This is a genomic window from Cysteiniphilum marinum, from assembly GCF_014857925.1.
GTDB classification, from domain to species: domain Bacteria; phylum Pseudomonadota; class Gammaproteobacteria; order Francisellales; family Francisellaceae; genus Caedibacter; species Caedibacter marinus.
Window position 1 is genome coordinate 42,217 of sequence record NZ_JACYVZ010000012.1, and the last position, 23,093, is coordinate 65,309.

General features: G+C 37.7%; 13 protein-coding genes. 7 read left to right on the plus strand and 6 right to left on the minus strand.

Going from position 1 to position 23,093, the window contains the following annotated elements; translation table 11 throughout:
• Positions 1-27: 27 nt before the first annotated feature.
• The 4 genes from IE867_RS07460 to IE867_RS07475 all read left to right on the plus strand — a co-directional run bounded on the left by IE867_RS07460 (position 28) and on the right by IE867_RS07475 (position 5,082).
• Positions 28-2,862 carry an ATP-binding protein gene (locus tag IE867_RS07460; RefSeq protein WP_192484144.1) on the plus strand — a complete coding sequence of 945 codons (2,835 nt, stop codon included), beginning with the start codon at positions 28-30 and terminating at the stop codon, positions 2,860-2,862.
• A 33-nt stretch (positions 2,863-2,895) separates the two neighbouring features.
• On the plus strand, positions 2,896-4,113 hold the full coding sequence (locus IE867_RS07465) for a pyridoxal phosphate-dependent aminotransferase (protein ID WP_192484145.1): 1,218 nt from the start codon (positions 2,896-2,898) through the stop codon (positions 4,111-4,113).
• 11 nt (positions 4,114-4,124) lie between these two features.
• A complete protein-coding gene (locus IE867_RS07470; RefSeq protein ID WP_192484146.1) occupies positions 4,125-4,748 on the plus strand; it encodes an NAD(P)H-dependent oxidoreductase in 624 nt (207 codons plus the stop codon).
• Between the two features lie 145 nt (positions 4,749-4,893).
• Positions 4,894-5,082, plus strand: coding sequence for a hypothetical protein (locus IE867_RS07475; protein WP_192484147.1), 189 nt, complete (start codon positions 4,894-4,896; stop codon positions 5,080-5,082).
• Positions 5,083-5,094: 12 nt separating this feature from the next.
• Here IE867_RS07475 and IE867_RS07480 read toward each other — a convergent pair whose 3' ends face one another.
• Positions 5,095-7,308 carry a glycoside hydrolase family 18 protein gene (locus IE867_RS07480; protein WP_192484148.1) on the minus strand — a complete coding sequence of 738 codons (2,214 nt, stop codon included), beginning with the start codon at positions 7,306-7,308 and terminating at the stop codon, positions 5,095-5,097.
• 226 nt (positions 7,309-7,534) lie between these two features.
• Between IE867_RS07480 and IE867_RS07485 the strand changes: the two genes are divergently transcribed.
• Together IE867_RS07485 and IE867_RS07490 are read left to right on the plus strand one after the other, a co-directional pair.
• Positions 7,535-8,299 (plus strand): enoyl-CoA hydratase-related protein, encoded by a 765-nt coding sequence (locus IE867_RS07485; RefSeq protein WP_192484149.1) that lies wholly within the window; start codon positions 7,535-7,537, stop codon positions 8,297-8,299.
• Positions 8,300-8,332: 33 nt separating this feature from the next.
• The gene (locus tag IE867_RS07490) at positions 8,333-9,463 is read left to right on the plus strand and encodes a CaiB/BaiF CoA transferase family protein (RefSeq protein WP_192484150.1); all 1,131 of its coding nucleotides are present in this window, start codon (positions 8,333-8,335) and stop codon (positions 9,461-9,463) included.
• 4 nt (positions 9,464-9,467) lie between these two features.
• Here the strand turns inward: IE867_RS07490 and IE867_RS07495 are convergent, their stop codons facing one another.
• From IE867_RS07495 to IE867_RS07510, 4 genes are all read right to left on the minus strand, one after another.
• Positions 9,468-12,107, minus strand: a complete 2,640-nt coding sequence (locus tag IE867_RS07495; protein WP_192484151.1) for a patatin-like phospholipase family protein — start codon at positions 12,105-12,107, stop codon at positions 9,468-9,470.
• A gap of 182 nt (positions 12,108-12,289) precedes the next feature.
• Entirely contained in the window at positions 12,290-12,904 is a 615-nt protein-coding gene (locus IE867_RS07500; RefSeq protein WP_192484152.1) for a hypothetical protein, read from the minus strand.
• Positions 12,905-12,939: 35 nt separating this feature from the next.
• On the minus strand, positions 12,940-15,363 hold the full coding sequence (locus IE867_RS07505) for a DUF1554 domain-containing protein (protein WP_192484153.1): 2,424 nt from the start codon (positions 15,361-15,363) through the stop codon (positions 12,940-12,942).
• A 183-nt stretch (positions 15,364-15,546) separates the two neighbouring features.
• The gene (locus IE867_RS07510; RefSeq protein WP_192484154.1) at positions 15,547-19,905 is read right to left on the minus strand and encodes an RCC1 domain-containing protein; all 4,359 of its coding nucleotides are present in this window, start codon (positions 19,903-19,905) and stop codon (positions 15,547-15,549) included.
• 240 nt (positions 19,906-20,145) lie between these two features.
• Between IE867_RS07510 and IE867_RS07515 the strand changes: the two genes are divergently transcribed.
• Positions 20,146-21,117 carry a LysR family transcriptional regulator gene (locus tag IE867_RS07515; protein ID WP_192484155.1) on the plus strand — a complete coding sequence of 324 codons (972 nt, stop codon included), beginning with the start codon at positions 20,146-20,148 and terminating at the stop codon, positions 21,115-21,117.
• Between the two features lie 84 nt (positions 21,118-21,201).
• On the opposite strand, the gene IE867_RS07520 is transcribed toward IE867_RS07515, so the two are convergent.
• A complete protein-coding gene (locus IE867_RS07520) occupies positions 21,202-22,911 on the minus strand; it encodes a mechanosensitive ion channel family protein (protein ID WP_192484156.1) in 1,710 nt (569 codons plus the stop codon).
• Between the last annotated feature and the right edge of the window lie 182 nt (positions 22,912-23,093).

Sequence of the window (23,093 nt, forward strand, 5' to 3'; positions counted from 1 at the left end):
AAACGCGCTAAATCAAAAGCACATCTTATGCTTAAAAATGTTGGCATCCGCGGTCGGATGATTTTATTAACCTTATTACCAACACTGACGGTGTCAGCCTTGCTTGGTTTTTATTTTATCAGTATGCGCTTTTCTGATTTGGATCGTAATCTATATATTCGTGGTGAGGCAGTTACTACTGAACTTGTTGCCGCCTCTGAATATGGTCTGTACTTTGACAGCAAGATTATCTTACAAAATGTCACGGATAATATTTTAAGCTATCCAGATGTGCGCATGGCTGCGATTTATGACAGTGATGGTGATTTATTAACATTCACGGGTAGAATTCCACAAGTAAACCCTCATTTTTTCAAAGAAAATTCAGACTTGATGAGTAAAAAAATCTTTATGCAAGAAGGGCATAAAAATATTCAGTTTTTAGCACCAGTTATTTCACGCACAGTTAACCCAAAAGAAAAAAGTGTTGGTAAGCTTTATACGGAGAAAGACCAACGTATTGGTTGGGTCGTGATTACGCTTAGTCGCGAAAACACGATTATGAATCAATATCAGGCAATTATTACAACATTGCTTATTGTGTTGATTGGGTTAACGGTAAGTATCTTATTTGGACTACGTTTAAGTGGAGATTTGATCAATCCGCTTTTTGATATTATTAATGCAGTGAAGCGTATTAAAGAAGGTGCGTTAGATACTAAGCTTGATGGCAATCCACCTGGCGAGCTTAAGAACCTTGAAGAAGGTGTCAATAGTATGGCGCTATCGCTTAATAATGCCCATCAGGAAATGCAGCGCAATATCAAACAAGCAACAAGAGAGTTAAGACATACGTTGAAAACGATTGAACGCCAAAATGTTCAATTAGATCAAGCGCGCAAAGAAGCAATTGAAGCCAGCGAGATAAAAAGTAAATTCTTGGCAAATATGAGTCATGAGATCCGCACACCCATGAATGGGGTGTTAGGCTTTTTAGATTTATTAGCAAAAAGCAATCTGAGTTCTTTGCAACGTGAGTATTTAGAAACAATTATATTATCTTCTAATAATCTATTGAGCATTATCAATGATATTTTGGATTTCTCAAAAATCGAATCGGGCAACTTAATTCTTGAACATCAGCCGTTTAATTTGCGTGAAGAAATCACCAATTGCATGATGTTATTCAAGCCCAAAGTCATTGAGCAGCAGATTGACTTTGGTGTATTACTAGACCCACATTTGCCACAAATGGTTATGGGTGATGCGCTAAGATTTTGCCAAATTTTAACGAATCTTGTGAGCAATGCATTGAAGTTTACCGAGCAAGGGAGTGTCTGTGTCAATGTTGATTTAAAAGCAACACATCAACACCAAGTTGAAATATGTATTAAAGTTAAAGACACAGGTATTGGCTTATCTCAAGCGCAAATTAATAAACTTTTTCATGCATTTACCCAAGCGGATTTATCAACCAGTCGCAAATATGGAGGCACTGGATTGGGACTGACTATTAGTAAAACACTTATTGAAAAAATGGGTGGAGAGATCCATGTTGAAAGTAAGTTAGATCAAGGGGCATGTTTTAATTTCAATGTGTTCTTTGATAGAGTCTCTGCTTCAACCGTTGAAGAAATAAAGTCGATAAGTGTTAAGAAGCTTATTGTTTATAGCCAGAGTCAATATGCTGGAGAGATGTTTCTTGCACATATTGCACTATTTGGTATTGAATATATTTATTGTGATAGTGAAGCCACATTGATTGATGCTGTGGTTGAGCAAGATACAGTTGATATTGTGTTGATTTATAACACACTGCCTGAAATGCAGAAATTAAAACAGTCATTAATTATGGATCTACAATCATTTACTCAAGCAGATATCTTTCTTATTGCTAATATGCCATTAAATGAACTGTTTGATTATACACATAAGCTAGGTCTTAAGAATTGTTTAAATTACCCATATAAGCCGAATAAACTGGTCTCTTTTTTAGAGAGCTCTCTTGAATTGAGTGAAACAAAAGAGACTGACACGGTAGATGACATACCTAATATGCAAGCAGAAAAATCGATACTTATCGTTGATGATAATCCTATTAATTTAAAGCTTTTGCATATTTTATTGAAAACAAAAGGTTACGCTCCAGTTAATGCCTTTAGTGCAAAAGAGGCCTTGTCATTAATAGAAAAGCAAAATTTCAGGATGGTCTTAACTGATGTACATATGCCTGAGATGGATGGTGTTGAGCTATGCCATGCCTTGCGTCAAGATGCGCGCTATCGTGATGTACCTATCATTGCAGTGACAGCAGATGTCGTTGAAGGACAAGGTGAGAGCCTGTTAAAAGAGGGCTTTGATGCCATACAAATTAAGCCGATTGATGATAATGCATTATCTGAACTATTGATGCATTACTTAGGTAACCGTGATACCACAATGCACGTTGGAAATGCTGTAAATGACCAACATGATCAAATGAATCAAGATCAACAAATAACGAATGAGGTAATTCAACGTAGTGATACAAAGGAGAGCAAAAAATATATTGATATTGAGCTTGCTTCAGGATTAGCAGGCGGCAATATTGCTTTTGCTAAAGAGATGTTGGCGGCATTTATGAACTCTTTAAGTGATGCCGTTGAAGAAATTGTAACTGCTTATGAAAATAGCGAAGGTAAACGCTTAAGAGATTTAGTGCATAAGCTTCACGGCGGGGCTAGTTACTGTGGCGTGCCCGTGCTTAAAAATAAATTGGCAAATCTTGAAAAGGCATTGCAACATAATAATTATACGATTGATGCCATTGTGCTAGAGAAATATGAGCAATTTATAATAGTTTGTGATAAAACAATAGATGCTTATCATCAATATAATCAATAAGTTGAGTCAAGAATTTTAAGGAGTGAAAGCTAAATGTTAGATCAAGCAAAACGCTTTAGTCAGCGCGTACTGAATGTCGAAGGTTCAAAAGCCGCTGAAATGGCAGCGCGTGCAGCAAGTCTTATTAAAGCAGGGCATCAAGATGTGATTTCTTTGGCTGTTGGCGAACCGGGTTTTCATTCACCGAATGAGGTTAAAGAGGCGGCTAAAAAAGCGATTGATGAAAATCGCACACAATATACACCAGTAGATGGTGTTGTCGAATTAAAAGAGGCAATTATTAAACGTTACAGCCGCGATTATCAGCTTAATTTTCAACATAATGAAGTCTGCGTTACCACTGGTGCTAAGCATAGTTTATATAATATTTTTAATTGTATTTTGAACTCTGGTGATGAAGTACTGTTCTTCTCGCCTTTTTGGACATCTTACCCTGATATGATTAAGCTTGCGCATGGTAAACCGGTAGTCGTTGAGACAACGCATCACAATGATTTCCAGCCAACGGAGCATGACTTAAGAGCAAAGCTTAGTACCAAAACAAAGGCATTAGTGCTTAATATTCCACATAACCCAACCGGTGCGATATATCATAAAGAAACATTGAATATGATCGCTCGTGTATTAAAAGATTATCCTGATGTTTGGATTATTAGTGATGATATTTACGATATGCTCTACTGGGGAGATCGTCCACTGACATTGATTGAAGTGGCGCCTGAGTTAAAATCGCGTTATGCCATTGTTAATGGCGTATCCAAAAGTTATGCGATGGCAGGATGGCGCATTGGCTATATCATCGCACCCGAGGATATGATCAATATGCTCAGGCGTTATCAGTCACAATCGATGTCATGCGCGTGTTCTATCTCACAATATGCCGCGATAGAAGCGCTCAACTTACCAAGATCAGCGCTGTTTGAACAGCTAAACACCTATCAAGAACGTGTCAATTTTTGTTATGAGGCATTACAAAGTGTGCCAGAGATTGATTGTCTATTACCTGAAACAACCTTTTATTTATTTCCTTATGTGCAGCCAATTATTGAAGCATTAGGCTTTAAAGATGATGTAAGTTTTTGTTTGCATTTATTAGAAACTAAGCATTTGGCTGTTATGCCAGGGTCAGCCTTTGGCGCACCAGGTTATCTACGCCTTAGCTGTGCCGATGAAGTTAGTGTTTTAAAAGATGCCATGGGACGCTTAGTCGATTATGTTAAACAAGAAAAAGTACATAGCAAAGCATTATAAAGAGGATCATAATGAATTATATTGAACTATTAGAACAGCGTTTTGCTTGCAAGAAATTTGACTCAACACGCAAAATTTCTGCCAAAGATAAAGCATTTATTTTAGAAGCAGGACGCCTATCACCGTCATCGTTTGGCTTGGAGCCGTGGCAGTTTGTGGTGATACAAGATGATAAATTGCGTGAGAAATTAAAACCGGCATGCTGGAGTCAAAGTCAAATTACAGATTCAAGCTTTGTTGTTATCATCTTAAGTCGCAAAGCGCATAATTTCCGAGGTAAGAGTGATTATGTTCGTCAAAAGGTTTCACGACGAAATTTACCACAAGAAATGCAGGATACTTATCTAGGTTTAGTACAAAATTATCTCAGTGTTGAAGATACGGACGCTTGGGCAAAAAGGCAGTGTTATATTGCATTAACGAACCTACTCAATGCCGCACAATCTTTAGGCATTAGTAGTTGCCCGATTGAAGGTTTTGAAGCTGAAAATGTCAAGAAAGTCCTCGATGAATATAAACAAATCAATTTTGATGATTTTGATTTCTCAGGTGTAATGTGTGCATTTGGTTATAGTGCCATGGATTTACCAAAAAAGTTTCGCGCTGCTTCAACAGAAGTTATTATTGAAATTTAGCTATTAAATTTGATTTTTTAAAACTATTTTTATTTGCTGTGACACCTTAAGCTTTTATTAATTTTGATTATCGATGATGGATAAGTGTTATAACACTCACCCTAGAAAAATGAACAGTAATTAAATAATTAAAGGAGCACTTAAGATGAAAAAGAACAAATTTTTTAAAGCGATTGCAGTCATGTTTATCGGTATTTTCTTAGCAGGCAACTTAGCAGCGGCTTATGCAGGGACTGATTATGTATCAAACTCAAATAAAACTTACAAACAGTCACTTGTTCAGCCAGTTCAAGATACTCCGAGCATATCAATGACAGGCTCGGATGGTATGTAACACTGCATCGTATTAGTTAAATGTATTAGCTAGCGCATCAATGAGTGATGGATTAGGGTTGGTTTCAGGGTTGGGTGCATCACCTGAAGTATCCCAAAACATTGCCCCTTTTAACCCTTGCTGTTTTAGCCAATGTGCTTTGATTTTCACCATTGTTGCTGAATCATAAGTAATAAACATCCGTGACAACGGGTTGTAATAATAGCTTTCAACAATTCGATCAAATGGGTAGGTAACACCTGAGATGGTATAACCATTAATGCTCACCTCACCAAAGTTGCCAACACTTCTTAATACATTGTTGTTATCGCGTACAAGAATATAGGTGTAATCAGATGCAGTGTTAGCAAAGCTTGCGCATACTTCATTATCTTTAACATTTGAGAAGCTACCCCCCATGAGGCAGTTATACCCTAGACTGCCATCCTCCCACTCTCCAGGTCCTGTAACACCTGATTGATAAACCCCTGGAATATTCGCTAATCCAACATCTACTTCTACCCATTGGCGACCATATAGCGGAATTCCGGCAATGATTTTTTGATTGGTGACACCTTCGGCATTAAGTGCGGCAACACTGCTGATGAGATTCCATTGTCCTTTGGTTGTCATATAGTTTGGTGCATCAGTACCTTCTGTGGCAGATAAGGGTGATTGATGCCCTGTGTTACCATCCCATGTTCCTGCGGCATCATAGGACATGATGTTGATCGAATCAAGATACGGTAGCATCTCACTATAGTGATTAAGAGTGATATTTTCAGGTGCTTGATTAATGGCGATACTTAAATGATAGGTTTTGCCAGTGGTATTACTTAAGTTATCAAGCTTTTGACGAACAACTTTAATAAGCTCAACATAGTTAGCAGCATCGCTATATTGTAAGTATTGATCAAGAATCGCTTGCTTTTGTTCATTAGTAATCTCGGCTCCTTGGGCAGCAATAGCCGTATTAGCGGCATTGATATGCTCATTTTGCACACCCCATACAGGAAACTCCCAATCAAGATCAAGCCCATCCATATTATATTCCTCAACCAATGCCGTGGCACTATTAGCAAAGGCTAGACGTTTTTGTGGATCAGCAGCAACACTTGGGAAATTGCCAGACCATGTCCAGCCCCCAATAGAGAAAACAGCAATCAAATCATTGTTATACTCGTTCTTTGCCAGTATCTTTAACTGTTGAATACGCTCTAGGTTACCATAAAAAGGTTTGTTAGAACCCTCGCCATACCATGTGCCTGCTTGATAGACGCCATGCGCAGTGGTAACGTCTGTTGTGAAGCGTTTCTCCGTATCGGCATAACCATCACCAAGTGTGACAATACCATTAGCGTCAAAGTTCAAAAAAGCATAATAAAGTACATCAAGATCTTTTGCATCTAAGTGGTGTATTTGGTGATCGCGTCCATAGGTGCCCCAAGCAGGATAATAGGCGCCAACCTCGTAAAAAACATTATCCACTGAATAGCTAATCGCAAGATCTTGTGTGCTTGCAGCAGTAACGGTTATATTGTTGGTGTTATTTGCGCTATAGTAGCGATTATTTGCATTATCAAGATAGCCTTGATAGCTAATCGTATAAGTGCCAGGGTTAAGACTCAAGGTAACATTGAAGTTATTGGACATTTGTGAGTTGACAGGATTTGATTCATTATCATAGACACTCACCAAACGTTCAGTGCTGCCGCTAGGAAGATTGTTTAATGTGATATGAATAACGCCAGCTTCTGCGGCAAGCGCACTGTAATTAAGCGAAACTGGGCTAGTCATGCCACTGTGTATTGAAATGCTCACCGTTGTTAGTACATAATTGATCCCTTCATACAAAATAGTGGACTCAACAGAATAGTCATTGCTTGCTAACATAACACCTGATTGGCTACGCATTTCCGATAAACTATAGCTGATAACTTCTTGATTTGGTTTAATGAAGTTAACCGTACCATCAGCTGTTTCAGGAATACCATTTGCTATAAATTGCACGATATTAATTGATGGTATTGGTGTTGGTTCAACCTCGGTTTCAAGCTCTTCAGGTGCTTCAGGTCCAGTAGTTTCCGTGTTTTCTATCGTTGTGTTTTCAGAGGATGGTAAGGTTTGGTGGTCTGACTCAGACGTTGGTGTTGGTAATGTTTCATTGCTTGCACCATCAAAGCCACCACCGCAAGCACTTATGATCAAAGCCGTCAATGTGAGAAAATAAAGTTTAGATAATTTCATGCTGTTCTCCTTAATAATTGCACAGACAGAGAAAATGATCGCAAAACAATCACATAGCTGTAACTACAGATTAAAAACAGCGGTGTGCGTAATTTATGCATATTGGATAAAAGAGGGTGAAATTTGAAAAACCAACTGAACAAATGTCTATTCTAAAAATCTTGCGCTATACTTAGGGACACTGGCGCGATGCGTTTGAATTGTAAAACTATAAGGAGATATTTCAATGGATAAGATACTCTGTCAACACGATGACAAAATCACAATAATTACGATCAATAATGGTGATAAACGCAATGCTTTTGATAGTGAGATGTCAAAAGCCGTCACACAATTTATTCATGAGGCAAAACGCAAGAAACAGCGTGTGATTGTGCTTAAAGCCAATATTTCGCATGGCATATTTTCAGCAGGGCATGATTTAAATGAACTGACATCAGTCGATGAGATTACCAATGATCCGATGTTTGAAATGTTTGACGCAATGACGGCATCACCTTTACCTATTATTGCCCAAGTCGAAGGCGCTGTTTATGCTGGTGCTTTACATATGCTGATGGTTTGTGACATGGTTTATGCCACCAATGACAGCAAGGTGATTATTACCGCTAATAAAATGGGAGTGCCTTTCTCATTGCGTAATTACCAAAATTGGTTGTCAGTCATGAGTATTCATAAAGCCAAAGAGCTATTTTTTACCGCTAGTAGTATCGATGCTATGGATGCCTATCATACAGGAATTTTTAACACCATTTTTAGTGATAGTGCATCACTTTCAGCACGTGTTGATGAGGTCTGTCAGGCAATTATTAGTTGTTGTGCTGAAGGTGTTGCTAACAGTAAATTTCAGCTTAATGTTTTGGCTAATGATGTTACGATTAATTATGATGAAGGCGTCGCTATTGAGGAGTCGAGACATAAGATTTTAAATAGTCCACAATTTACTAAACGTGTCGAAGCACTTATTGCTAAGATTCATCATAAGAAGTAAAAATGAAAAATCGAAAGATTCAAGGAGAGAAAAATGTCACGTGTTTTAGATGATGTATTAGTATTGGATTTTACTCAAGCGTTAGCTGGACCTTATTGCACAATGCTCTTGGCTTACAATGGCGCACGAGTTATTAAAATTGAACGACCAGGAGATGGTGATATGTTGCGCTCAGCGGCTCCCTTTACCAAAGAAGGAACTTCAGTATTTTGGGCATCAGCCAATGCCAATAAAGAAAGTTGTGCGCTAGATTTGAAAAATTCAGAACATATCGCATTGATTAAAAAAATCATTCAAAAGGCAGATATTCTTGTGGAGAACTTCAGACCTGGCGTTATGGAAAAACTGGGCCTTGGTTATGAAGAGGTTAAAAAAATTAATCCCGCGATTGTCTACACCTCAATCTCAGGTTTTGGTACAACAGGACCAATGGCGCATGCACCAGGCTTTGATTTGGTGGGACAAGGCTATTCAGGCATGATGTCAATCAATGGTGATTTAGATAAAGATACTGGGCGCATTGGTTTTCCTGTAGGCGATGTCAGTGCTGGTATGTGGGGCTATATGGCAACAATGACTGCCTATTGTGGGCGATTGCGAAGTGGCAAGGGCGCCTATGTTGATGTTTCGATGCTAGATGGTTTGTTTGCAATGATGCCAGCTGAAGTGGTTGCTTATACTAAACTCAATGAAATTGAGCATTGTAGTGGCAATATTGATCCAGCTGCTGCACCTTTTGGTGCATTACGCACAAAAGATGGCGCGGTTATTGTGGCTGTTTTGGGCGAAAAGCTGTGGCTCAATTTTTGTCAAGCACTAGATAAAATGAACTGGCACGATGATCCTAAGTTTAAAACAGGACCTGATCGCATTAAAAATCGCACTGATTTACAAGCTGTTGTACAACCACTTTTTAGGCAAAAGACAACGGCAGAATGGCAAAAGATCTTAACCGATGCCGGTATTCCAAATGGTATTGTTAATAACATCAAACAAGCCTGTGAGCTGCCACAGATTAAAGCACGTAATATGCTTATTAATGCTGGCGATTATATTGTGCCCGGGAATCCTATGAAGATTAATGGAAGTCATGATTTAGATACACTCAATACGCCAGAGAAACTTGGTGCATCGACTGATAAAATAAGGAGGGAGTTTAAGTAATTTATTATTCATCTCCTCCATCATCCTCAAAATCATCTTCAAGCTCATCTTGAGACATTTCATTATTTACTTGGTTAATTACAGAATTAACAATATCTTTTGCATACATACTGGCAATCGCAGACTGACCGCTAGACATTAATAATTTCTTTGTGTCATTTAATGCTTGTTGACAAGTGGCTTCATCTGATCCTTGGCAAAAAGACTTATCACTAGATAGATTACATCCTGTACCTTGTGTAATACAACCACAACTTGCGAGGCCGGTTGCAAAAGTGCCGTTATAGACGAATTGCCCTCCTGAGAAATTTGTTGTTGATTGCATGTAGTGCCCACTAAAACATGCTGCAACAGCAAGTGCATTATAAGTTGAAGAGTTAGGATCTGCTGACATATACCAAGGATTCCCAATATTAGCCCCTTTTTGTAACATACAGACATTAAAACTAAAATTATCAATAGTTAATGTGCCACAAAAATAGAAGTGCCCTTCAGATGGAGTTTTGAAACCTCCCATACTAGAAATAGAGATAGCCTGATTATTTACTGTAGCATACGGAAAATCTTCCCCAATAAAACTACTATTATTCCTGTTTGAAAAAATGGCAACTTCTCCACTGTTATTTATTGCATAATTTCCAGCACACTCTCCATTTGTACACTGAATATTATGGATATTACTCCATGATAGAGTTGGACGACCATCAAACCAAGGTATAGTATTTGTATCTGCTTGAATGCTGCATCCGCAATTATTAAAATTATCATCACAATAAAGCTGTTGGCTAGGATATTCGCAAGCACAACTACTTGAGGCTTTTTGTTGCATTGCGTTGGCCTGTTTTATTCCTGTAATTGCTAATATGAAATTACTTGTTCCAGAGCATGAGTTTACAGCGTTCAAACAAGCATTATTACCCGTGATATTGCATTTTGTCACTCCATCAGGAATTCCCCCATTTTGGGCTAGACAGTTAGCATATATATATACATTACACTGCTTTTGTGAAAAACAGCTGGCCATACTGTCTGATATGTATGAACTAAACTTCTGTTTAAGCTGGTTGGCAAAACTGGTTTGACAAAGTGATGATTCAGCGCTTCCTGGAGCACTAGACGCTACTGAGCTTGTATTATTTTTATTTGAGATTTCTTGTGATTTTGCTGCCACCCAACTGTCCATATTGCCCATGTTAGGGGTTGCCATTTTTTGTGTCGGTGTGGTAATTGAAGGTAGGTGCTTTTTAATAAAATCTTTAAATTTATCAATTGAGTTTCCTAGCCTTATAGATGGAGATAAAGTTTGTTTAGCATTTGAGTAAGGAGAAAATTGATTATAAAGTGGTGTGCCATATAGTGGATTTGATGTTGCTGTCCAATTAAAATTAGGCGTAAGGGTATTCGCATTGTTTCCACCTGCTGCAAGGTACCCACTTTGGTATAACGTTTGCATTTCACTTTCGGTTAGAGAGAAATCCATACTTGAGATATTATTAGAATCTATGAAAATCGTGTTAGCAGTAATACTAGGATCATCCATCATTTGGCTATATTGCCCATTTGATAGAGTGGTGAACACTTGATTTAAAAATGTTAGAGTACTATTAGGCGATCTGGAAAGGCTTTGTTGTGTTGGATTTGTGCTGTTTGTGTTATCTGCGATATTTGTTGAGCTAAATGTAAACCCCAGAAGTTCACCTGAGTTTGGAGACTGTGGATATGATTTGATGATTTCTGCTATTGGATAGTTTTGAAGTATTCCTCCATCCACAAAAGCATAAGATTTTGACCTGATACTATCTAGATAGGTTAAGTAGCTATTTTGTGTGTCTTCAGAGTTAATATAGGACATTGCAGTACTGTATTGTGTTGACCACTCTCCAGATGATGATAACTGATAATTTACAGGGAAGAAAAAGAATAGTAGGCTACTTGAGGTTCTGATTGCATCAGCAACAGCAATGTTCTGCGTGTTTGTATCGGCTGAACTTAGCATAATGACTTGTCCAGTACCTAAATTTGTTGCGGCAAAATATACATGAACACCACTACTATAGTTATAAATATCTTGGAGTGTAAGCATACTTTTATCCTCAATATCAGCATCCTTGAAAATCGGTGCATTACTTACCAGAGTTTTAAAGAGTTCATATAGTGTTTTACCACTATATAACCCATTCAATGCAGCTGATTGTTGTGTATTAGAGTTATAACTTTGTATATTGCTCAGATGATTTGCAATACTTTCATCGATAGATGATTGGGTATATTTAGATGTATGAGTTGTTTCTTGAATATTGGTACTTAATGTTGTTGAAACAAAATCAGATTTATCCAATAAGGTTGAGTAGTTAAGAGCGCCTAATATAGCAGTTATTTGAGCTGTACTGTATCCTAAGGCAATAAGCATCCCGACAATAGATCCTGTAGAGGATCCTGAAATAATTTTTATTGACTCCAAGTTACCACCATTTTCTTCAAATGCCTTTAGTGCACCAGCATACGCAATATTTTTGACACCACTTCCCGAAAAAACAAGTATTCTAACATTTTCAAAAGATCGTATAGATGAAAAGGTTGATTGATACAAACCTAGGCTTAGGGTAATTGTAAGAAGATAAATATATCGATTCATTTTTAGCATATCATATACCTCAGTAACTTTTCCTTAATATGACTATATTTTTAGTCTAGATCAAAAAAGCCACATTACAATAAGGGGACATTATTTAATTTTGGCCGCTTCACAATGTGAAGCGTTAACCGCATAACCAAGTTGTGCAGCGGCTTTGCCGCTCAAGTATTATGGGTTCAGCCCGTAGGTATCTATTTATCCATTTTAAATACTGTAAATGAACTACCTCCATTTGCTTGAAGAGTAATATATGTATTTTCTTGTTTTGCACTCTCACAGTTTAGCGTGATTTCCCAGTCCTTGCTTGTTTCATTATATTTTCTTGGTAGGCTTGACTTAGCGCCAAGTGACCAAGTCGCTGTAAAATAGCTAAGTTTAACAGCACCTAATACAACGTTTTTGCAAATATAGTGATGTTGGTGATCTTTGGAAGTGAAAATAAGATCACCGTATAAGCCAAGACCTGCTGTATTATCGCTTATTCTGCTACCAATTGCTTTGCAATTAGTATCATCAGTATCGCATGCGCCGCGGATGTTCTTAAGCCAATTAGCAATATCACTATTTTCTAATGCAATATTAGATCCAGTATCAATCGTAACCCTATCAGTACCAACAATTAGTGTGGGTGGTGTTACTTCAGGGTAGGCGCTAGCAATGATAAATTGTGTTTGCGTTGCATCAAGATCTGTTACTGCAGGGTCAACATAAATAGACACGCTAGAGTTGGCAAAGCTGCTGCCAATCAAACTTAGGTTAAGTAAAGCAAAGTAGCCAATCTTTTTAGTTAAATTTTTAATACTCATAATGGATGTTCCTTGTGATTTTGGATTATTGATAATTAAGATTTTTGTACACAATAGAGTTTGTATGGCGTGTTACAACTAGCTAGTTGTAAGCTGTGTTTCTCGCTATCAAACTTAGCAGCCCATGAGTTGTCAGTTGCTAGAGGGTTGGCAACATTGGCAAAATATTGTGGGCTATTTGAAGTGCCATCATTTGTCCAGTTATTACAATTGCTACTTAAGCCATAAACATCGTCATATACCACAAATCCACTCCAAACATAACTTTCAGTGTTTTTTGCAATAGGATTCTTTAAACCACCCAAGAAGAGTGTGTTAGGAGGAGCTACGACTTCATTATTTAAATTTAGATAGTATGCTGTTTGATCATAATTAATATTATCTTTAACACTGCGCGAAGTATCTGGCAGCATAGCCTTGTATTCCCCATCAAGTCCAAGGGCGTTTGCTTCAAGTTGACACTTGTTATTAGCACCTTCAATGCCACCTAAATTACCACTATAGTTTTGTGTGGTTGTAAAGATAAAGTAAGCTTTTGCTTTTGTTATTGTGACAGGAAATTCAGTGCTTTCTTCACTCATATTATGAGCAGATATTTTAATTTTGGCATAAAGAGGATCATTAGCATCATAATCAGTGTTAACAATGATTTGACATGATTGATCTGCCGTTAATGTTTCTTGACAAGCTTGATTATCAATATGCAGCACATCAGCTTGATCACTGCTAAAGCTTAAGTTGTTAAGATCGCCTTTGCCGATGTTTTTAACAACAATCGTTGCTTTATTGTCAATGTTATTTAACTGAAGCTCGGTTAATACTTTGCCATCAACTGCTTGAAACTGTACTTGTCCTTTTTCTCTTTCAATGACTGAAAATACAGCACGTTGATTATTATCAAGATTGGTGTAAACAGTACCACCTTCAGCCTTAGCATATAGAGTAAATTCATAGGTGCCTGCTTGTGTATCTGGATTAATAGTCATTATTGGCATCTCACAGCTTTGCTGAGGTGCTAATCCGGTTTCGCTTAAGGTAAGACAATTGGTTGCATTAGATAAAGAGCGATCAATATTCTCGTCACCAACTCGTTGCACTTGATAGGCTCCTTGTGTTGATGCTGTTGCTGGATACCAATTAAAGTTACCGTTATTGGTGATCTGTGTTGATACCTCAAGGCTTTGATCTTTTATCTCAAAAGGATTGTTATCGTTAATTTCAGATAATTTAATGTTGGTATTGGCAACGCTTACTGGAATAGTCATTGTCTCAGTTATGCCATGATCGTGTTCATACTCAATGATTAATTCACCTTGACCTTTTGCCGATGCTTGTGCATTAAGCATAATCATGGCATCAGATAGTGGGGCAATATCTTTGACGTTTGCCATAAGATTAACATCTGAAATATCATCAGTGATGTTTATGTGATTAATTTTAATTGGGTTATTAGAGGTATTTTTTAGCGTGACTGTATTACTATTTGGTTGTGTGAAATGGATATTAGAGCGATCACTGACAAGTACACGCTTATCATAGGCTAGTACAATATTAGTTTTAGCAATATTACTGGCATCAATGTTAAGAAGATGGCCATTGTTAATATTATCTACAAGTTGTGCTTGATGAGTTTCATCTTCAAGGGCAGTTTTTAATTTTATTGGGTCAAGTTGCAAAGTGATAATGCCAGTTTCACCAGGCAAAATATTTTTCTCATCATCGACGATTTGATTATTTGCATTCAGTTGTTTTTTTGTAGCCTCATCTAACAGATCAATAAACCATTTGCTATCATCATCTTCAGCGATATTTAATACCACACGATTTATCGCGTTATCTGAAATATTTTTAAAAACAACATCAATTTGACCGTCACTATGAATGGTAATCGGTGTAACACTTGCTTTAGCTAATGATTGTGCTGTTGCGATATCTTCCTGTTTAATAAAATTGCCTTGGTAATGCAGCACTTTGTTTTCAATATTTTCAACCTCGATAATTAAGTTAAGCTCTTGATCAAGAAGTGTTTGCGAGCCGGTGTAGATGGTTTCAATATTAAGCACACAGCTGTCATTAGCAGTTAATGTCGTTTGTGTGAGCGAACCATCATCATTGGTGATAAGACAGCTTTTCTCTGATTTATCAGCCACATATTTCAATGTAAGACCATCAATTTGTGGATCAATATGTGCACCTATTACTTTAATGTTGTCCTGTTGCGGGTCATTTAAACCTGTCATCAGGTTATAAGTGGTTTCGGTGCTTAAACGTTGCTTATTGATGCCAATCCCTTCGGCTTTAATGCTTGAGGCAGGTGCTAATAAAGTTTCATTGTTAAGTTTAGTGCTGCCAATGATTGGCTCTGGAGAGGGTGCACCGGCTCCACCGCCACCACAGGCACTGATTAAAGAGGTGCTAATGAGTGAAGGAAGAAGTCTGATTAATGTTTTATATTGCATCGTAAGTTTCCTTAAAGTTAATCACGCTTAGAGATGTTGCTTATGATAAAAAGGTTTTCTGATTAAAAAAACGACATGTTGCGCGCCAGATTGTGCGTAATGTGTGCATGACGAGCAGGGAATATTTGCCGTAACAATAAAAAAGCCTGCAGTCGCAGGCTTAAGTTGTTGTGAGATTATGAATTATCCATTATAAGGGTAAACCACTTTAGGTGTTATAATGACGGTATTAGTTAAGTTGGTACCAGTCTTATAGTTCTCGTTATTACCCCAGCAATAAGCTTTGTCTTGGCTACTGATAAAGCAGTTGTTACCAGCCAGTGATTTCACCGTTTCATCTTGAGCTAGCTGACCTTGAGCAACAGCAACCGGTACTTTGTTTTGAATTGTGTTACCGGTACCTAGGTCATAGGAAGAGTTTTCACCAAAGCAATAGGCTTTATTATCAGCAAGTAAACAGGTGCTTCTAAAGTTAGCTGAGATATCCTGCAAGGTTGCATTAGCTGGGATGGCGCCGGCTTTGACCTGTACCGGTACCGTGCGATCAGTCGTTGTATTATCACCTAATTGACCGCGTCTATTATCTCCCCAGCAGTAAGCATGATTATCACTAGCAAGCCCACAGAAGTAGTCATATCCTGACTGGATCTTGGTATAATATGCGTCATGAGGTAAAGCACCTTGGGCAATTGGTGATAATTTAGCAGAACCATTTTCAGCGGTGCAATATACCCAGCCATTACTGGCAAGTACACATGTTTCACTAAAGCTAACCGTTACTTGTTTGACGGTTTCAGTTAATGGAATATCTCCTCTAGGAATAACAATGGGATGATCAATAATTTCGTCAGTAGCAATCGCAGTTGCCAATTGATTATGTCTGTTTGATCCCCAGCAATATAATTCCTCATTATCTGAGATCGCACAAAGATGGAATTGCCCGCCAACAATACTTTTGAAAGTTACCCCATTTTGTACGACTTTAGTTGGTTGTTGAATGGAGCCATTATCGCCATTAGCCGTACCTGTTTTACCATAATCATTATCCCCCCAGCAGTAGGCTTGTCCGGTATTATCTAGCGCACAGCTTGTGTCTTCAGCAGCGATAATGGTTTCAAGTACAACATCTTGTGGCATCTGACCTAGAGATACAGCAACAGGTTTACGTTGATCACTAGAAACATTAGCTCCCAATCTGTTGCTATTCCTATCTCCCCAGCAATAGGCCTTATTATCATGTCCGATACCACACGAGCCAATATCGTTACGTGTAGTGATTTGAGATAAGGCTTTCCATGCATAACTTTGGATATTAAAGCTAATGATAGCATTGCTAATCTGCATTGTATTATTTGCGGTGATACTTAACTCATAGCTACCAACAGCAAGTGCCTCAGTGGTAGTAACATGTACTTGGCAAGTTAGGCTTTGCAGAGTTTGTGAGAAGCTACAAGTACTACTTTCTGCACCATCGATTAGAATATCTGGCGAGCTTGAATTAATCGTGAAGCTTTGATCCGTTGAAACTTCATTAAACCAATTGTCAGGTGCATGAATGACAACGTCAAAACCTAAGCCTGCGACAACGCCTGTGATATTTTGACCATTAGCAACAAGCTCAGCAGATGCAACGCCATGGTCAATAATATTTACGGCACCAATATTAAGATCATCTTGTGCTAAATTGCTATTACTACCCATATCTAAGACTAATCCATACTCAGCTGCTGTGCTGTTATCAGATACGTTTAAACCAACATAACAATAGCTGCCACTGGCAACAGCAGATCCTGTGAAGCAGCTTGGACTCATGCTAGGATCAGTCAATTGCAAACCTGTTAGATCATCTCCTGTCAAACGATAATTCGCAATATCTGTTGATGGCAACCAAGCAACAAAGAGCTCATTGTTGACAATTTTTAAGTCATAGTGTTTGATGTCAGTTAATGGAATATTTATCGCTGACTCAGGTGTACTAAAGCTTAGCTCATTAACAAAATTAGTTTTAAAACTCATCTGTAAAGTGGTCGCCAATAACCCAGATTGAGCATCCGGTGTTAATGTTAGGTTGAAGTGGTTACCTTCCTGTTCATTGGCATCAGCTGCTGCATTAAACGCAACATAGCAGGTTGCACCACTGGCTAATGTCATCGATTCTTGACATAAGGTCATCTCTGGAGATGAGGTTTGCCCAGATAAGGTGACACCTGTTGGTAAATTCTGCTCAAAGCTGATCATCTGTGCTTCAGTCGTGTTATTGCTAATCGGGATATAACGTACTCCAAGCTCTGTAAAGACAACTTCTTGTGTGAACATACCATCATCAAACGTCGGATAAAGCGAGTTAGCTATACTAGGATAAAACAAGGTTGCGGCATTATTCGCAGCAAAGCCAAAGACTTTATCCAGTGTGGAATTAACATCATTATTAGCAAGAACCTCTGCTTGATGTGCCATCATCGCCTGTTGTAGATCAGCAACCGTTTGACCTGAAAGTAAAGGTAGACTTAGTGATTGAGATTTATTAACCGCAAGCATACTTAAGGTGTCAAGTGCTTGAAAGTCAACAATATCGCTTAGCCATTGTGGGACGCTAACACTTAAGTGTTGTAGTGCTTGATTGGTGTTGTTGGTTAAGCTGATATGTAAGCCTTCTTTATCAACAGCAATCGCATTACTGCTTAACTGTGATAGTGCATTAAGATCCACAAGCTCACTTGTGTCTGCTTCAGGATCATTAATATCGACAACCTTGATATTGAGTGTTTCTGTATCTGTACTTGAGTCACCCCATTGAATGATCAAATTGTTAAGAAGGCTTTTATTGGCTAAATCAACTCCTGAAATATCAAGTTTGGCAACACAAGGTGAGCTGATCAGATTACCAATTTGGCAACTGTTTTCAACACTGGTATCTAATGTGTATGGCATGTCAAAGGGTAGCTTAAAGCCGTAGAGCACTTTGGCTTCAACGGGCGAAAGTACTACATAAATTGAGGCATCTTTACCTGAAACAAAAGCCTTTGGTGTGAGTGTTGCATCAACAAAAATCCCATTATCGCTGTAGTTTGGTAAAGTGATTTCGGTATTTGTGTTGCTGTTATTAATAACTAACTTAAACGGTTGGACAACTTGGGAGATGGCAATTTCTGGATTAACTACTAGCGAGCAGCTTGCTTTAGGTGCGACAACATTGCCACTTAAGCATGATGAAGTTTCTAAAATGCTGATCTGGTTAGTGATGTCTTTGCCTGTCGCATCGTAAACTTTATAATCACTAGCAAGCATTGAGGGCTTAAAATTAACATCTCCAGTATTGATAAATTTAATCACACTATCATGATGATCAATAAAAACACTCAATGGATCAAGGCTTAGTGCAACATCTGTATTCATTGCTACTGTCGTGCTCAAATCATCAAGATGATAAATTGAATCAGTAACAAAGGTAACATTTGTCTCAAAGCTTGAAATACCTGTGTTACTGACTTCAGGACTGACAATGACTTTAATTTGACAGCTTGCACCTGCCGCTAGTGGCAATGTGCATAGTGAAAAGTCAGCATTTACGCCCTCTACGACAGGTGAGAATTGTGCATCAATGCTATTGATGGCGTCACTGGTTGTATTTTTTAAAGTAATAACTTTTTCTAAGTTGCCATTAGCATTACGTGAAAAATCATTTGAATTATTCACAGCTACTAGTGTTGCTAAACTAAAAGACGGTGTTAATTCTACTTTTTGCGCTTTTTGCGCATTGGTTTTAACGTATAAAGCGCTTGTTGCTAACGCTTGATCAAGTTCATTTTTCCATGCTTTTAATGCGGCAAGTGCTTCAGCGGAATTATCTACTTCAAACTTTAAGGTTGTTGCTTGCCCACTTGCTAATGTTGATACACTATTTAATGGATGGATATATGCACGTACTGATTCTGGGAATAGCATTTGTGGATTTTGTAGCACTTTTTGTGAAGTGTTAATAATATCGATAGCTGACTGCAGTCCTGGTGAGAATGAACCAACACTGGTCACTTGAATGTCTGAATGATTAAATACCGCATCATTATCAGCCTTAAAGTCGATATTGATTGGCGTTGTAACCGTGCCAGTTGTTGTTTCATAAACAAGGCTACCATGGTAACTTGCATTTTCTATGGTTGATGTAACTTCATAATGATCTTCACAATGCTCACCAACACTTAGTGCTAAACCTTCATAGCAGCCAAGATTATGCGTTAATGCATTTGCTTGTACGGTAGTTAGCTGTGGTGAAAAGTATTTAGCAATAATCTGAGCAGGTTCAGCACTGACAGAAAGACTTGCAACCTCTGCGGTTAATTGCGTGCTATAAAGTGCTTTGTCACCGTTGATCACATTATTTGGAGTATCCAATGTAACTGCAGCGTTGATCTTTGTTTGTGCAACAGGTGTGTTTTCTTCAGAGCTACCACCGCCGCCACCGCCACAGGCAACCAATGAGATGCTACCAAGAGATAATGCACAAAGAGTATATAGTTTGTTAAGTTGAGTGATCTTTTTCATAATGTTTTCCTCGAAGGTTGTTGAACATTGCAAGATGACAGTTAGTGATCACCTTGTATGGTCGCATTATGAGCAGTTTGATGTGTAGGAAACAGATCACATGTTGCACCAGTTGTTGCATTTTGTGTACACAGTTCAGAGGACATAAGATAGAAGTATTAGAATCCATACTTTACTTATAGGCGGATTAAACTATGCTTGATAGCAGGTTAAATGACTGATGAATAGCGAAGGAATGTTATGTATACTGAGTTCTTTACTGATGCGCTTACCTTGTTAGATATCATTAAAATAGGTTCAATTGCTGGACTATCAGATGCTAAGGGTGAGCATCGTACAACCATCTCACGACGGATTCAGCGCTTGGAGTTTCATCTTAAAAATATGGTGATTACGACAAAAAGTGGGCGAGTTGAATTAACGCCTTATGGATCTGAACTGATCCCAAGATTGCAAGCGATGGTGCAGCATATGGATCGAAGTTTCTCGCAACTGGTTCAAAAGCAGGAAACACAAAAAATGCAGGTACGCTTTTTTAATAATATAGGGGTGTATTACTTTTTTATTGACGAGTGTTTGCAGTCAGTATTGGCAATAAATCCTGATATTTCAATTGAGATGATTAGTTATACTTATTACCTAATGCTTAATTTCGGCTCAATGTCAAAATCACTGTTTGATCAATTTGATGTGATCTTTATCCATGATGCACTTATTCATTTAATTAATGATGAAGAATGGCTCGTTAAAATGCGCTTACAAACGACACATAAGCTATATGCTAGTGAACATTATCTTAAAACACATCCAGCAATTAATGAGCCACAAGACTTAAAAAGACATATTTGTATTTATAATAACTTATTACCTACGAAATCGTGGTTGCTACAACATGACCAAAGTCAGGAAGATAAGCAAAATAAAAGAAATGAAAAAAATGAACACGTTGTCACATTTGAGCAAAGTATAGGTTGTGATGCAGTTATTATGCAGTATAAGTTAACAAAACTAGGCTATGGAGTGAGCTTGATTCCAGAGTCGGTTGTGAAATCAGATCATCAAACACTTGTGAATATATTACCTGACTTATCGAGTAAACCATTTACAACATATCTTCTTGTAAATAGTGAATCCTATAAAAATCCAATCATTAAAAAAGTCATTACAGCAATGATTGATACTTTAAACAATCTTGAATATTGGGGTGATTAGGGTGCTGAATGACAGAAGTCAGTAAATACCCACTACTTCAAACGCTAGTCGCACCATATCTGTTGTGGTGGTACCTTAAGAAAATCATTGCATATTTTTAAACTGAATGTCCAATTGTGGAAAAGGAATATCGATATTATGGACTTTAAAGACTGCAAAGATCTCGTGTCTGAGGCTGTCTTCTGCTTTGCTTTGCTCAAGCTTATTAACAAAAGCCTTAAGGATAAAGATAAGTGCTGAGTCGCCAAAGTCATTAAATTTCACCGATGGTTTAGGATCATCAAAGACATACTGATTATTCTTAGCAACTTGTAATAGGATATTTTTCACTACTTCAGGGTCACTGTTATAACCAACACCAATACTAATGCTAGCGCGACTTAAAGGATTAATGGTTTCATTGCTTAATTTATCATTGATCAGAATACTATTTGGAATGACTAAGGTGTTTTTATCAAATGTTTCGATAATGGTTGTGCGAATATTAATATGTTTAACAAATCCTAAGTCATTACCAGAATGCACCATATCGCCAACCTTAATAGGGCGCTCAATCAGCAGAATAAACCCTGAGAAAAAGTTTTTGATTACATCTTGTAGTGCAAAACCAATACCAATCGATAAACCACTGATGATAAAAGTTAATGCATGTGTGCTAACCCCCATGGCGTAAATAAGAATAACAATCGCAAAAATAAATACCAGATAGTTAAGACACTTATCAAGCGCATATTTTGTACCAGTTTCTATGGTTAAATAATGAATAATCAGGCGTTGAATCATCCATTTAATAATCAATAAAGCCACGTAGCAAATGAGAAAAATAGCCAATGCGTTGATAATATGCATAACAGAAAAAATCTGATTGTCACTGATAGGAAAAGGTGTCGTAAAAAGATAAACTATCATCGCATTTAATTCATTGGCTTCAACACCCCATAATAGGGTAATAAGAAGTAGCGCAAACATATAGCTAATAATAATGCCAATGAGCTTTAACCAGTGATAGACAACAATCGCATGGGCTTTGGTATGCTTTTTATGTGGAGTAATACGTTGGAGTTTAAGCGCACTTAATGGTGTTAATAAAAAAGCAATCAAACGTGTTATTTGACTAGCAATATAAATTACCCATAAGGTTTGCAATAACTTATAAAAACCAATAGATGCCAGATTGCCAAAACCGATAAGCACCATCACAATATATAAGCTATAGAGTATGAGCAGAAAATATAAGATAAGTAAGCCATAGCGACTTGAATGAAAGTGGTGTGTTTTGGCATAACTCAAATATAGCTTTATGAGTAATATGAGTTGAACAATACCTAAGATAAGCATGCAAAAAACGCGTGCATAAGCGTAGTCAATAAGAAAGGGCTCAATATTAAAGCCAAAAGCAATCGGGTTAATATGTTCTATGAAAACAATCATTGAGCTCACAAGGGCTAAAGGGCGAACATACCGATGACTAGATTTATTTTGAGATGAATTAAGATGTAGTAAATTTCTGATGGTGGTACTAAATAATATATAAAAGATCAAGCTCAGTACCAAGGCGTTAATCATTATATTAATAATATTAAGTGGGTCTTGATCAATGAAAATAACGCAGTAGATAAGATACAGCAAAGATGCTGGAAAAATACTACGTGCAAATAAGTAGCTAAGCTCGTTAAAATAGGCAGAAAACACGCGCAGATAGATATAATGATAAACATAATGGCGCAGATAAAGGTAAAGTTTAGCTTGCAGTCGCTTACGATAAATCACATTTGCCAGTAGCAATAGTAGCAATAACACACCTAAGATAAGTTGCTCCTTGGTGGGTAAAATCAGATGATGTTTCTTGAAATTAGTAGAGACTGTTCACTCAACTGTGTCACCCTAAAGCTCAAGTTTTAACCGTTCAGGAAAAAAGATGTTGAGCTGCGAAACGGTTGTTGCCCAGTTTGCCACTGGCATCGTCCATTTCTTTT